We start from the raw sequence: 13938 nt of genomic DNA, 5'->3' as shown, positions 1-13938 counted from the left end.
AGCCGCCTAGATAACACTGATGGCCAGCAGCGACCATGGACCTGCTGGCCGGTCTCACTCCCCATATTAAGAAGGGTCCGCCGCATCATGCTGAACAAGACGTTTTCCTGGCCTTCGGCCTCCGGTGTCGCAAGCAACCGTATTGTCGGCTTTTTTCCGGGGCTGGGTAGCCGGGCGGCTTATCAGAACATCGGAAGGGCATTGCTGGATTGTGAATTTCAGGATGTGAAAGATGTTTATCAAGAGGCCGCCGAGGCATTGGGCCATCGATCGCAGCCTGAAAAACTGTTGATGGTTCCTGAGAACCTGCCGGCTGGAAAACTTGAGCAACTGGGTTTCATCGGCGCCGGATTACTGGTGCACAACCTAGCCTTGGATGCCTATCTCCGTTCGGTGGCGAGAAAGAAGTGCGTTCCGATGCAGTTCATCGCTTATACCGGCGAAAGTTTTGGAGTGATCGCCTCGGCCGTGGCCAGCGGCTCGCTTTCTTGCCGCGACGGGGTCAAGATCGCCCAAGTCTTCACACCGCTGATGATGATGGCGGCCGAAGGGGAGGAGGCAATGGATGCCTTCTGCGAAAGCGTCGTCAGTTATCTGCCTGATTCCTGGAGAAACAAGAAGCTGGTTTCCGAACCATTCCACGTATGCGCGCTGAAAGGCGCCGCCGACGATTTGGCGAATGCATTGGATGGAATCAAGAAGTTTTATCTGAAGTCTGATGTCGAGGTGCATAAATTTTATTCCTGGAATCAGACCAATATTTATGTGCGCACCTCGATCAAGCAGGGCTTTGACCTGTTTATGAAAAACTTCCCGCTGGTCCAGGTGGAGGAGTTGAAGGCTCCGACAAAGTTTCTGGCGCATTCGGACCGGATGCGCAGCGTCCGGCTGGCACTGGAGGGGTTCATCGACAGCAACGGGATCGTTTTCAACGACGCGGCGGTGCCGGTGATTTCCAACCATGGCCAGGGCCTGCTGAAGACTGGGCAAGAGGTGCGCAATTCCATTCTGGCGATAGTCGATGAGGTGATGGCTTCGCGAGAGACGGTGGCCGAGCTAGGAAATATGAATCCGGACATCGTTCTGGAGCTGGGACTTGGCGGCAAGTCGGTCCAATTGCTGATCGATAATCATTGCGAAGTGCCGGTCATGGCGTATTCCGGAGCCGACGATGAGACCGAGCAGCTGCTACAGGCGATGATGCTGGTCGGCGACGTGCATAAAGAGCTGGAAAACCTGCATGCTTCCGAGGATCAGCTGCGGCAACCGCATTACGATATGTTGCGGGAAATCTTCCTTCGCGCCTCGAGCAGCCCTTTCCACAAGCGCTATCTGTTCCGGGCGATGACCGGGATATTGACCAAGGAGATGCTGCATGGCCGGCGGGAGCGGTCGCCGGCCTACTACCGCTTTTTGGAGATTTTCCAGCACACCTATCGCCATAGAAAGAGCATACACATCAACAAGGGCGAGTTGATCCTGCAGGCCCGCCTGAAGAAAACGATAGAGGGCAGGCAGGAGCAGCTGGGACGGGTGTATGCCGAACTCAAGGTGATCGACGCGAACGGCGGTGCCGCCAATCAGAGTTTTCTGAGTCATGTCGAGCCAACCGAGGTGGTGGTTTTCCACTTCGAGCAGCTGGAAAAGCTGGATCTGGCGAGCCTGGTGCGTAATACGCGGTTATTGCTGGAAACGCAGTCCATCGCCAGGGAAATCTATGACCAGATGCTGAAGATGCTGCGCGTCGGCGATGACGGCTTCCTCAGGCTGACCGGCGGGACGGTGTTGACCGCCGATCAGATGGCGATCAGCTACATCGTTTACCAGTACACCTTGTTCCAGACATTCCGTCTTTATCGGCCGGCGATCTTTACCCAGCGTGACTTCTATCTGGAAGGAAGCGATCCCATGGGGTGGCTGGTTGCCCTGGCCATCGCTGGGGCGGGCTCGCTGACCGATATCGTCGAATTGTATTGCGCCTATCTCAGGAGCGGCGCCGGTTCCGACGAGGTCGGCATCGCGCTGGAAAGGTTGTTCGTATCGTTCAAAGGCTCCGATATCCCCGTCATCGCGCCTGAAGGCCACCCGATCCAGTCCCGGAAGGATCTGGAAGCTGCCACCCGCAGCGTTTTCCAGACCAGGGGCGGAATGGCTGACGGATGCTGTTTGAGGCTCAGCGACAACTGCCATATCATTTCCCTGGGAGCGTATCTGCCTGCCGAACGGGTGGATACCGGTGCGTATAAGGCGTCTATCATCTCCTTGTCCCATCCGATGGAGATCTGGAAGCGCCATGCCAATCTGGAGCTCGACGAGTTTGACGACCTGTGCGTTTCCACGCTGACTGATGATAACGAAAAAGTTATGCGCTACGCCCAAAGCAGAAGGCTGCTCAGCAACACGGTGTATGCCTATGTCAGCATGGAGGAGAAGATCGTCGGTTTCGGGAAGGGTGGCAGCGAATCGATGACGATGTTCCTGACCCGGGAGGACGATAACGAGATCATCGTGCGCAAGACCTTGAGCGAGGCGCTGACGGCGGCGCATTGGGATCCCAAGGGCAAGGGGGTCATGCTGCCTCCGTTCGCCAAGGCGAAGAAGCAGGCCGAGTATCTGCAGGCATTGCCTGATTCGGTAAGGCCTTATTTCCCTATGGTGCACCATATTCTGGAAAGAAGCATACCGATTCCATCGCATCTCCAGAAGAATGACAAGACGAGCAATAAGGAAGTCATCTACGAGATGAGCTATGTACCCGGGGAGGAGGTCAGCCGCTTCGTCGAAAAAAATTCTCCAGCCCCCGTCATCGTTTCCCGAATCTATTCCGAGATCTTTCATTTTCTGACGCGTAGCGTGCACGCGGTCAATCGCGCTCCCGCTCCGGGAGAGACGCTGGATATCTCGTATTTCAAGAAGATTGAAGACAGGCTGGCCTTGAGCGCACGCACGGCACCGGTGGTATTCGACAAGAATCTGCTGGGCACCGAGCAAATCGTCATCAATGGCACGCCCTATCTGAATTTGCTTGCCTTGGTAAGGCATTTCCGTGAGCGTCCGGAATTTCTGCGGGTTCTGGAACCCCGCTTCCATTCGCTGGTGATGGGCGATACCAATACCGAAAATATCAAGATGACGGAAACCGGCCCATTGCTGCATGCGCAAAGGCTGATTGACGAGGGGGCGGATGCGACGGCGATAGACGAGGCTTTGCAGGCCATCACGGCGGACTCCTTGGGTATCAAGTTTCTGGACCCGAGGGCCATTGGTTTCGAGAACGACGGCGCTGAGACGTGCGACGACGCGATGTATGACAACAAGCCCTGGCACAACTCGTTGGGCCATTACGACGAGATCCATTACGAGTATTTCAGGATTCAGGTGCAGACCGGAGAGGGGAAGATCCCGTGCGTCGACATCCAGTTTGTCGAAGACAACCCGTTCCAGAAGTCCTATCGCATCAGGGACTGTGTGGAGAAGGGGCTGGATGTGCGCCCGGAGAAGGAAGCCCTGGGGATGGAGGATTATTTCGGACCGGTGATGGCGAGTGTCTATGGCTTGGCTGAGGCCGATTCCCAGGCCTTGCGCGATGATCCCTATTGGCTGATACGCCTGGTTTTTGTGATGGGGACGCATTTTGCGGCGATGCCTCCCTTCCATTTCCAAAGCGAGCTGGATGGCAGCCTGATCGATAACTACCAGACGCAGCGCAGGCCGGTCGCGATTTATTGCGAAGGGGTTAAGTGGCTGAACTGGGCTTTGGAGATGCTGGAAGGACGGCGCAGGGAGTTTCTTGGCATTCCGGTTCCGCCGTTGCCGTACCGGTTGTCGAGCCAGGGCGACCTTTGGTCACCGCGGGAGGAGCGCGGCGCGACTGAGTTTGAAATGGCCTGATCGGCATGTCGCGCCCGGTTCCGCATGCGAGATGCCCGCAGATGGAGCCGGTTTTCGGGCCGGGCGCTATCTCAATGTTTTCTCGAAAGAACTAGTTTATGGGCATTGCCGTTAACATCGCTTCGCCGGTACGGAGCCTAGACGATTTATCGAACGAATCCCGGATGATCGCGACGCCGTGGAGCAGGATGGTGCGCGGATTGGGCCTGGGTCAGTACCCCATCGGATATGATGGCGCAGTCGCTGCAGAGATTCGCCAAGCTTTTGCCTTGTTGGAGGCTAAGGTCACTGCCTCCAATAGCTATACCTTGTTCTCGAGCCGTCTGGCTGGTTTGATCTTGGAGGTGGCCGATCCAGCCACGCGGCTCGATAGGCGGGATGTCGAACGCGCGCTGGCTTCTGTGTTGGATGCGCTGCGTCGAGAAGGCAATCCGTACTGGCGCTTGATGTCCGGCTGCATATTGCTTGACGCCGCTAGCAAGCTGGGACTGGATAAAAGTCTGTTGTTCAATGACGAGCTAGATTTTCCCGGCGAAGTGCTAGCCATGTTGGACGAGATTCAGCCTAACCAGATTCCGGATGAGAACAAGGGTAGGCACGGCGACTATGAAAAGCTATCGGCTTATTCCGCGGCTCTGTTGGTTTTGGGCCAGTATGACATGCAGAACCGTCTATTGTCGGGCGGTCGCAATTATATCCGCGAGGCGCTGTCGGTGCTGGATAGGGTTCCGTCACCGTTTTTTCGAGGGCGCGGCGGAGCCATGCTGTTCTCTGTAATCTTGTTGCTGGGACAGGATAGCGAAATATTCGATGGCGATCGCGATTATATGAAGGATGTGTTGGATTATTTGGACCGCGCCGATGAGCTGAATATGCCGCCTGCCTTTCCGCAGCCGATGTCCGAGGCCTTTGTCAGGATCTATCCTTTGTTGACCATGTTGAATGCCATTGCCATGTCGGGCAGGGACGGGTATCTGAATCATGGCAAGGACCGTTTGGCCGAGGCTGGACGACTGCTGGCGGAAATCACCCCGGTAGAGCGCACCCATATGGGCCTGTACTATATCGTTGCCTTGCACAATTTGGGTCGTTTGAAGACCGAGATATTGGATTTCGACACCTTCGTCTCCGAGATTGTCGGGCAATGGCGATATATCGACCCTGGCGAGAATTTCTTCCTTCATGGCATTTCCTATTCCTACCTAATTGAAACTGCCATGGTGACCGGGCGGCTTGATCTGATCGGCGGCGAGATGCTGGAGAAACTGGCGGACGCTTTTGTCGATCTTGATCGCAGCGATATGGATAGCGCTAATCGGCCTTATCCGTTCAGCTACGCGCTTAATATGATGGCGGAAATCGGTGTCGCTGACCTGCTTTTCAAACCACGAGCCCGTTATCAGGGCATGGCGCCGATAGCCTGGGTGATAGACAAACTATCCGACGGTGGCGCCAGGGAAGGCAATCGTCTCTACATGCTGGACCACACGCTGATCAGCATAGCGTTGCGTTTGAGCGGTGAGGTGAGGTGCGAGTCAGCTCTGTTTCGGCGTTTCTGTTTCCGCCTGTCCCCTATCCACGCCGGCGAGGCGGTATGAACTCGCCTTCTCCACAGAGGAAGGCGGGTCGGAATTAGCACAGGCCATCCGTTTGTAGATTCCTGGATTGTTGACTGCTCTGTAGCCGAGTGGCATAGCTGGCGGACACCGGTGTGCAGGACTTTGCCCTGCGGGCGGTGCTGTGAGCGAGGCGAACTGTGGCACGGAATCGGATTTTCAGTAGGAGCGCCAATGGCGGGAGACGAAGCTGAACAGCAGGCGGGTCAGGGACATGGGGGCGCCGGGGGTCGTTCGGAGCCGTCCATTCTATGCAAACTCCAATGTCATTGCCACCCGGTGCTCAATGCAGGTATACGCCGCGCTTGGGCGGCGGCGGCGTCTCCATCGGCAGGCCCTGCATCTCGCGCAGCGACGATTCGATGGTATGGCACAGCGTGGACAGCGGCAGGTCGTTGCCCTCGGTGCCGAACGGCTCCTCCAGCTCTTCGGCGATCTGTTCCAGCGCGAAATAGGTGTAGGCGATGAACACCGCGATCGGCGGCGTCAGCCAGCCTATGCTGCTGGCCAGCCCGGCGGGCAGCAGCAGACAGTAGATGGTCACCGTGCGGTTCAAGAGCACGCGGTAGGTGAAGGGCATCGGCGTGGTGGCGATGCGCTCGCAGCCGCCCAGTATTTCCGACAGCGTGTTCAGATTGCGGTCCAGCGCGTGCCATTGCAGCTCGCTCAGCCGCCCCTCGCGCTGCAGCCGCTGCGCCTCGCGGCCCAGCCAGGCCAGGATCAACGCCGGCCGGAAGCTGCCGGTCATGATCCGCTCCCACTCCTCCGCCGGCAGCAGCCGTTTCAGGTGCTGGTCGGCGTCGTCGCCGCGCAGTTGCGCCTTCAGCGCGTAGGCGAACGCGCAGGCGGCGTCGACGAAGCGGCGGCTGTCGGCGCCGTCGCCCAGCGCCGCCAGCATTTGCCGCCCCAGCGAGCGGCTGACGATCAGCAGGCTGCCCCACAGCTTGCGGGCTTCCCAGAAGCGGTCGTAGCTGACCGAGTTGCGAAAGCCGAGGAAGATCGCCAGCGACACGCCCAGCAAGGTGAAAGTGGGGATGCCCAGCGACGACTCGCGCAGGCTGGCCAGCCACCAGTGGCGGATGGAGGCGGCGGCGATGGCCACCGCCAGCACCAGCATCAGCCGCGGCAGGATGCGCGGCAGCACCGAGCCTTGCCAGACGAACAGCAGGCGGAACCAGGACGGAATGTTGCGGACTATCATGGCGGAACAGGCGGGATGGGTACGTTAAAATGGTACACAATAATCCCGGCCAGGTTGTTACGTGTCGGGAATATTTCCGCGTCGCCCGCCCGTTTTCAAAACAGCTGCTTGTAACCCAGCTGCCATTCGCGGCGGACGAGGGCGCCAGACTGCTCCTGTTTCCAGCTGGCGGACACGCTTTGATTCCGGTTCAGGTAGCGGATCTGCCGCAGGCTGACGCGGCTGAATGCGCTGCCGCTGTCCGCCTGATTGAAATGCCGGCTGACCGACAGCCAGGTTTTCATGTCCCATAGTTCGCGCACCATCACGCCGCCTTCCAGTTCGCCGAAGGCGTAGCCTTGCCTGCCGGCGGTGGCGAGCCCGCCGCCCGCCAGCGCGTAGAAGTCCGCGTCGCGCTGGACGCGCCGGGCCAGGCCGAGCGCGCCGTTGATTTGCGCGACGGACCGCTCCTGCAAATTTTGATCCAGTTGCTGCTGGTAGGCGATGTTCAGCCGCCCGGCCAGGCCGCCGGCGATCGGGTCGCGCGGCAGCAGGGTCTGCATGCCGTACAGCACGAATTGCCGCAGCCTAGGCGATCCGCCGCGCAGAGGCATCCGGAACGTCGGGGCCAGGATTTGCAGCTCGTTCTCCTGGTTGTAGCCGCGGTTGTCGTCGTCAAGACGGTGGGAGGCGGGCACCAGGCTGATTTCCAGATTGTCTTCGCCGTCGCGACGCAGCCAGGACAGGCTGGCCTGGGAGGAGGGCGGCGTGGACATCGGACCAAAGCCCTTGCTCATGTCCAGGGACATTCCGGGGTAGCGCTCCCGCTCCAGGGCCTCGAGCCGCGCGGCGTTGGACAGCCAGCGTTCGCGGGCCAGCTTTTGTTCCAGGTACAGGTGCTGGTTGAGCGCCTGCGCGTGCTCCAGTTGCAGAAAGCCCTCGGGGCTGGGCGGCTGCGCCAGGCCGGCGGGCACTTCGCCCTCTGCCAGCGCGCGCTGGTTTTCCCGGCGGCGGTCGGCGGGCAGCGTTTCATCCAGGGTCCGCACCAGCCAGCGGCTGGGCGCGATCATCCTGCTGGCCTGGACCAGGCCCGCGTCGCTCGCTTCGCGCACCAGCTCCATCGGCGCCAGCCAGCGCTTGGCCGGCAGCGGCTTGCCGCTCAATCCCATGATGAAGTGGATGACGGTCGCGCAATTGTACTTCTGGAAAAAGTAAGTCAGCCGCGCCCGCTTCAGTTCCAGCAGGTGCAGCCGGATCAGCTCGCGCTGCCAGGCGTCGAACGACAAATCGTATTCCCAGACGCTGCGCTGCTCCTGATCGACGTAGCGCCGCAATTGCTCGCGATAAGGCGACAGCGCGAAATAGCCGGTCTTGCCGATGAGCAGGCTGTCCACCAGCAGCTTGGGCAGGTTCCAGGTATCGGCGTCGGTATAGAAGGAGATCGCGTGCTCCAGGGGGCTCCCGTCCGGCCGCGCGCCGGAAATCTTCAGGAAAGCATGCCCCAGCATGCTGGCGGGCAAGGCCTGGTTTTCACTGGCGAATACCAGGCTGATGCGGTCCATCGGCGCGCGCGCGCGGAAGTCCGCCGCTTCCTGGCATTGGTCCAGCGGCAGTTCCGGCGCGTCCAGCGTTTTTCGCAGCCACCAGTAGCGGGCAGGGAAGCGGCAGACCGCGTCCTGAGCGCCGCCGTACAACAGGCGCAGCGTCGCGTCGAGTTCCCGAGCTGCGGAGAAGGGCTGGCCGGAGAGGAGAAAATCCGGATCGGTGACGAGGGGCTCGCCGTTCTGGCTATGCAGCAGAGACTGCCATTCGATGGTTTCGGCCAGACGCGCGGAGCGCGCCGTGGCGATCAACTGTTCGGGCAGGCTGTCTTCGGCCTGGGCGCAGTGTCCCGCGAGCAAGCAAAAAAGGGCGGCAATGCTGCCGCCCTTGGCGATGATATCGCGTAGATTCATTATTTCCGGCAAGAAACAACGATATTGTCCGAGTACTTCCACATTTTTTCGGTGGAGTAGTCGGTGGTGGAGCCGAACGCGCCGCCGCTCAGGATGTTGATGAAGAATTTCGGATCGACCGTTTTTTCCGCGACGGTTTGCTGAGCGCAACCTTCGGTTTCGGTCATGATGATCTTGTTCTTGTTTTCACGCTTCAGGTCGACGATGCCGGGCGCTTTGAATGCTTGGCCATCGATGGTGCCCTTGATTTCAGTGCCGGTGGAGCTGGACACGTTAACTTGTTGGGTTTGGTCGTTCAGAATCGAGGCGCAACCGGTCAGGCCGAGGGCCAACACGGCGGCGGGCAGCAGCAAGTGTTTCATTTTATTTTTTCACGGAAATTAAGGCGGGAATGCCTGGTTTTACGAGGATGTCCCCCGTAAAGGGCGTTGATGCTAATTGAAAAAATAATGGGGCGCAACTTGAATTATTTACCAACCATATTATTGCGAATCTGATTTTTTACTGCCGCAGGTAAATCACATTTCGCGCATGTAAATTTTTCTGAATATTTGAATTTTTTAAGTACGCCGGGCGGATTCTGGTTATGCTCCGATGGTCGCGTTCTTTTAAAGTAGAGCATATATTTTAATTTTCGAAATTGAAGTAATTGCTCTTTATTATGTTTCGTTTTTATGCTTTTTATTAGTCGGAAGCGCTTTTAATTAATTCCGCCAAGCATTTTTGTTCCACTTTGTTTTTTATGTCGGCGCAAGAGTTTAATGGGATTTTTGCTCTAATGGCGGCGAAGCGCTCTGCGCGCGGTGCTTGCTGTTTAAGCAGCCATGGCCAATGGCATGGGAGACAGGCGCATTCTGGCCGTGGCGGTGCGCCGGGGGACGAGCCACGCCATCCGTTGCAGGGCGAAGACGTGGCGTGACTGTCATAAAGAACAGTTTGTTCTGGTATTGATGGTTCTATCATGAACGAATTGCGCAAAGGGGATGTCCGCGCGGCCGGTTCTGGGCGCGCGATGTGCCGCGGCGATGCGGACGGCGGCTCCGCCGTTTTCACGCCACCGCCGCGGAAGTTCCGTGTTCCCTAACGGGAGGCATCATGAAGACCACCACCATCCAGTCGATCAAGCCGGCGCAGAGCGCGCCGCTGGTTCTGCCGGCCGCGCAGCTGCGCAGCAATGCCCAGACGCTGTTCGCCCAGCTGGACAAGGATCCGGCGGCGCGCGCCGAATTCATCCACAACCCTGTCGGAGTGCTGACGGCCAAGGTCAGCCAGCGCCAGCTGCCGGCCCAGCAGGTGTCCGACGTCAACCGTCTGCTGTTTTCCATGCTGGCCAACGATGGCTTCCGCCAGTGGATGGACGACTATCCCGCCAGTCCGGCGGGCAAGCCGGTCAGCGAGGAGCAGTTCAGCAAGGACTTCGCCGCCGCGGTGCTGAAGCACGCCGACGCCGACCTGATCCGGGCGATGTTCAAACTGGCCAGCGATGGCTTCGGTCTGCCGGGTTTCGGCAATTCCGCCGAACAGCTGCTGATCGGCCCGGAAAAGAGCGTGGCCACGCCGCCGGCGACGCCGTCCACCTCGGACCAGACCTTGCGCTCCAGCCAGAACTTCAACGGTTTCGCTTCCGGCTTGCCCTTCGGTTTCGGCGGCGTGGCCGACGCGGCGCTGCTGCGCACGGTGATCAGCCAGTTGGTGGACCAGGCCAAGCAGATGCAGGCCGCCGGCCAGCTCAAGGTCTGAACTCGGGCCGCTGCGCGCGTTCTCCGCGCGCCGCGGCGGGAGATCGCGAATGAACCTGCCTGTTCCCGGCCTGTTCCGCGGGCCTAAGACCTTGTCCATCATGCCGACTTACGCCTGCCCGGCCGCTTGCGAGCACTGCGCGTCGATGAGCCATCCCAAGGCGCGAGAGAACCTGACGCTGCAGGCGATGCTGTCGGCGATAGACCAGGCCAGGGCGCTGGGCTTCTACAACGTGGTGTTCACCGGCGGCGAGGCGACGCTGCGCTGGCGCGATCTGCTGACCGCGATCCGTCACGCCAGCGGACTGGGCTTTCCGGTGCGGCTGGTCAGCAATGCTCACTGGGCGGTCAGCGCCAACAGCGCCGATCGTCGGCTGGACGCGCTGCTGGAGGCCGGGCTGACCGAGATCAATTACAGCACCGGCGACGAGCACGCGCGCTTCGTGCCGCTGGAGCGGGTGGTGGAAGGCTGCCTGGCGGCGGTGCGGCGCCGGCTCAAGGCCTGGGTGATGGTGGAGCTGCGCGCCGCGCGCGCGGTGACCGCCGCCTCGGTCACCGGCCATCCGCGCATCGCCGCGCTGGGGCCGGAGGACAGGGCGCTGATCGAAATCGTCGAAAGCCCGTGGATGCCGCTGGACCCGGGCCTGGTGGAGGACTATCCGCCCGGGGTGGCCGCCGACAACCACAATCTCAAGTCCTTCCGCGTCTGCTCCAATGTGCTGCAGACCTACACCATCCAGGCCGACGGCCGGGTGGGAGCCTGCTGCGGCATCGGCATGCGGCAGATCCCGGAGCTCAGCGTGGCCACTGTCGACCAGCCGGATTTCTTGTCCCGCGCGGTGGAAGCGGCGGAAGGGGATTTTCTCAAGCTGTGGCTGCATTACCTGGGGCCGGAGCGGGTGCTGGCCTGGGCCGCCGCGCGCGACCCAAGCATACGCTGGGAAGGCATGTATGCCCACCATTGCCAGGCCTGCGCCCGCATTTACCGCGACGAGGCGGTGCGCCGGCTGGTGCGCGAGCACTACGAGGAAATGATCGCCGAAGTGCTGCAGGCCGCCTGGCTGGACGAGCACCACGTGCCCGGCGAATCGCGCGGGATGGCAGAGAGGCGGCGGGCCTGCGCGCAGGCCTAGCTGGATGGGATCAGGTTTCGGGCGCGCTCAGTCCCACTGCAGCGCGCCTTTTTTCCATTCGTAGACAAAGCCTATGGTGAGGATGCCGAGGAACACCGCCATCGCTCCGAGGCCGAACAAGCCCAGTTCATCCTTGAGCGTCGCTGCCCACGGGATCATGAACGCCACTTCCAGATCGAACAGGATGAACAGGATGGCCACCAGGTAGTAGCGGACGTCGAAGCGCATCCGCGCGTCCTCGAACGCCTCGAAGCCGCACTCGTACGGCGATAGCTTTTCCGGGTCCGGCCGATTGGGGCCGAGCAGCTTGCCCAGCAGCAGCGGCAATACGCCGACCAGTAGGCCGACCAGGATGAACAGCAGGATGGGGAAGTAGTTCTGCAGCATGTGGCGGTTTTCCTGCGCAAGATGGCGAAACAGGAATAGACCGCCACAGGCCGCCGAGTGCCGCGGCAAACGGTAAAAGTTTGGTAAAAGCCGCAGGGCATGGCCCGGCCCGTCATAACAAAGGCCATCCCGCGGGATGGCCTGAGTTGATGTTGTCGCGCAGAGCGCTGGCAATCTGGCGTCGCTGCCGCCTGTCGTCTCGCAGTGTGACCGTTGCCGGAGTCCTTGCCGGAATAGCGGTCTGGTGGGTGCTGCGGATGGCGGTGTGGCGCGGCGCAACCAATCAGTGTGCTGGATCGGAAGGTTCGCCTGAGTTTGCCGCTATGCATCGCTCCATGGTGAGATGATCGGGACTTCTTGTGCTTTATATCGGTCTTTTATAGCTATCCTAAAGAGCTGTTTTTCTTATTTTTTGTTACGGCTGGTACGTTTCTTGTCTGGGCCGCTGGCCCTTATCCAGCTGGCCATGCTGCCATGCCGCCATTCTTCCGGTTTCCCATCGTCGCTGTTACGGTTATGTCGTTGTCAAAATGCGAATGGGAACGAATGTGAAATCGATACTGGCTTTGGCCTGCCTGTCGCTGGCGCTGTTGCCGCTGGGCGCGCGGGCGGAGGCGCCGCTGGGCGCGGCGCAGCAAAAGACGAATTACCAGGCGACGCGCGCTTATTATCAGCAGCTGCTGGCCGACAAGGGCCGGGGGGCCGAACTGGGCATGCTGATGAACATGCTGCCCAAGGGCGGCGATCTGCATCACCATTACACCGGCGCGCTGTACGCCGAAACCTATCTCGATTGGGTGGATAAGCAGAAGTACTGTGTCTACCAGGCCACGCTGAGAATAGAAACCAAGCCGGAACAGGCGCAGCCAGGCGCGCCCTGCCTGAGCGGCAGCCAGATCAAGGACGACAACGCCTTGTACCGCAAGCTGCTGACGTTGTGGTCGGACAAGGATTTCGACAACCACAGCCATGACCAGCCGCCGCCGGACAAGCAGTTTTTCGATACCTTCGGTTATTTCGGCGGCGTTTCCGGCTATTCGCCGCGCGAAGGCCTGCAGCTGCTGAAAACCCGGGCCAAGGCGGAAAACCTGCAATACCTGGAAACCATGCTGCGCGGCGCGCCGTCCGGCAACAGCGCGCTGGCCGCCAATCTGGACAGCCTGGCGCCGGACGCCGCTCCGGCCGCCATCGAGCAGGCGCTGGGCCAGGCCGCATCGGCGCTGGCGGCGGACGCCTCCACCGCCGAGCAAGTGCAGCGCTACCGGCAGGATCTGGCGGGCTTCGCCCAGGGCATGGATGACGACGATTTCACACTGCGCTTCCAGACCTATGTTTCGCGCAACAACAAGCCGTCGGCCACCTTCGCCGGCCTGTACGCCGGTTTCGCCGCCGCGCACGACAATCCGCTGGTGGTGGGCCTGAACATCGTCGGCCCGGAAAACGGCATCGTGGCGATGCGCGATTACGCGCTGCACATGCGCATGATCCACTTCCTCAAGCAGCGCTTTCCCGACGTGAAGCTGGCGCTGCACGCTGGCGAACTGGTGTTGGGCATGGTGCCGCCGGAAGGCCTGCGCGACCACATCCGGCTGGCGGTGGAACTGGCCGGCGCGCAGCGGATAGGCCACGGCATAGACGTCGGCCACGAAAGCCGGCCGGACAGCCTGCTGAACGAGATGCGCCGCCGCGACGTGGCGGTGGAAATCAACCTCACCAGCAACCAGTTCATCCTGGGCGTGCAGGGCGCCGCGCATCCCATCCTGCTGTACCGCAAGTACGGCGTGCCGTTCGTGATCTCCACCGACGACGAAGGCGTGTCGCGCAGCGACATCAGCAATGAATACCTGCTGTACGTCAACCGCTACCAACCCTCGTACGACGAGTTGAAGCGCACCGTCTATAACAGCATCCGCTATTCCTTCCTCAGCCCGGCGGACAAGGCGCGGCAGCAACAGCGGCTGGAGCAGCGTTTCGCCCAATTCGAAGCGCGGGCGGCCGCCTTGCGCAAGATGGGGCGCTGACGCGGCGCGGAAACAA

The 13938-nt window shown here is 60.4% G+C and carries 9 protein-coding genes; 5 read left to right on the top strand and 4 right to left on the bottom strand.

Annotated elements, in window-relative coordinates; translation table 11 throughout:
- The first annotated feature begins 87 nt into the window (after positions 1-87).
- The gene (locus tag VL52_RS19220) at positions 88-3891 is read left to right on the top strand and encodes a hypothetical protein (protein ID WP_200896056.1); all 3804 of its coding nucleotides are present in this window, start codon (positions 88-90) and stop codon (positions 3889-3891) included.
- A 98-nt stretch (positions 3892-3989) separates the two neighbouring features.
- Positions 3990-5489, top strand: coding sequence for a hypothetical protein (locus VL52_RS19215; RefSeq protein WP_046158552.1), 1500 nt, complete (start codon positions 3990-3992; stop codon positions 5487-5489).
- 301 nt (positions 5490-5790) lie between these two features.
- Here VL52_RS19215 and VL52_RS19210 read toward each other — a convergent pair whose 3' ends face one another.
- The 3 genes from VL52_RS19210 to VL52_RS19200 form a co-directional block, all read right to left on the bottom strand.
- Positions 5791-6708: a bestrophin family protein gene (locus tag VL52_RS19210; RefSeq protein ID WP_046158551.1), complete on the bottom strand. Its 918-nt coding sequence runs from the start codon at positions 6706-6708 to the stop codon at positions 5791-5793.
- A 95-nt stretch (positions 6709-6803) separates the two neighbouring features.
- The gene (locus VL52_RS19205) at positions 6804-8642 is read right to left on the bottom strand and encodes a lipoprotein N-acyltransferase Lnb domain-containing protein (protein WP_046158550.1); all 1839 of its coding nucleotides are present in this window, start codon (positions 8640-8642) and stop codon (positions 6804-6806) included.
- Positions 8642-9004: a hypothetical protein gene (locus VL52_RS19200; protein WP_046158549.1), complete on the bottom strand. Its 363-nt coding sequence runs from the start codon at positions 9002-9004 to the stop codon at positions 8642-8644. The genes VL52_RS19205 and VL52_RS19200 overlap by 1 nt, the downstream gene beginning before the upstream one ends.
- Before the next feature lie 733 nt (positions 9005-9737).
- On the opposite strand from VL52_RS19200, the gene VL52_RS19195 reads away from it, so the two are divergent.
- Both VL52_RS19195 and VL52_RS19190 read left to right on the top strand, forming a co-directional pair.
- Positions 9738-10382: a hypothetical protein gene (locus VL52_RS19195; protein ID WP_046158548.1), complete on the top strand. Its 645-nt coding sequence runs from the start codon at positions 9738-9740 to the stop codon at positions 10380-10382.
- A gap of 49 nt (positions 10383-10431) precedes the next feature.
- Positions 10432-11514 (top strand): radical SAM protein, encoded by a 1083-nt coding sequence (locus VL52_RS19190; RefSeq protein WP_046158547.1) that lies wholly within the window; start codon positions 10432-10434, stop codon positions 11512-11514.
- A 27-nt stretch (positions 11515-11541) separates the two neighbouring features.
- Here the strand turns inward: VL52_RS19190 and ndhC are convergent, their stop codons facing one another.
- Positions 11542-11901: an NADH-quinone oxidoreductase subunit A gene (gene ndhC, locus VL52_RS19185; RefSeq protein WP_046158546.1), complete on the bottom strand. Its 360-nt coding sequence runs from the start codon at positions 11899-11901 to the stop codon at positions 11542-11544.
- A 548-nt stretch (positions 11902-12449) separates the two neighbouring features.
- Between ndhC and VL52_RS19180 the strand changes: the two genes are divergently transcribed.
- Positions 12450-13922, top strand: coding sequence for an adenosine deaminase family protein (locus tag VL52_RS19180; RefSeq protein WP_200896055.1), 1473 nt, complete (start codon positions 12450-12452; stop codon positions 13920-13922).
- Positions 13923-13938 lie beyond the last annotated feature (16 nt).

This window comes from Chromobacterium vaccinii (assembly GCF_000971335.1).
GTDB lineage: Bacteria > Pseudomonadota > Gammaproteobacteria > Burkholderiales > Chromobacteriaceae > Chromobacterium > Chromobacterium vaccinii.
The sequence above is the reverse complement of the archived record's forward strand: the minus strand, read 5'-3'. Positions and strand labels throughout refer to the sequence as shown.

Bases quoted from the DNA above. Each gene is read 5' to 3' on its own strand.
- VL52_RS19220 (WP_200896056.1), top strand. From the start codon at position 88: ATGCTGAACAAGACGTTTTCCTGGCCTTCGGCCTCCGGTGTCGCAAGC.
- VL52_RS19215 (WP_046158552.1), top strand. From the start codon at position 3,990: ATGGGCATTGCCGTTAACATCGCTTCGCCGGTACGGAGCCTAGACGAT.
- VL52_RS19210 (WP_046158551.1), bottom strand. From the start codon at position 6,708: ATGATAGTCCGCAACATTCCGTCCTGGTTCCGCCTGCTGTTCGTCTGG.
- VL52_RS19205 (WP_046158550.1), bottom strand. From the start codon at position 8,642: ATGAATCTACGCGATATCATCGCCAAGGGCGGCAGCATTGCCGCCCTT.
- VL52_RS19200 (WP_046158549.1), bottom strand. From the start codon at position 9,004: ATGAAACACTTGCTGCTGCCCGCCGCCGTGTTGGCCCTCGGCCTGACC.
- VL52_RS19195 (WP_046158548.1), top strand. From the start codon at position 9,738: ATGAAGACCACCACCATCCAGTCGATCAAGCCGGCGCAGAGCGCGCCG.
- VL52_RS19190 (WP_046158547.1), top strand. From the start codon at position 10,432: ATGAACCTGCCTGTTCCCGGCCTGTTCCGCGGGCCTAAGACCTTGTCC.
- ndhC (WP_046158546.1), bottom strand. From the start codon at position 11,901: ATGCTGCAGAACTACTTCCCCATCCTGCTGTTCATCCTGGTCGGCCTA.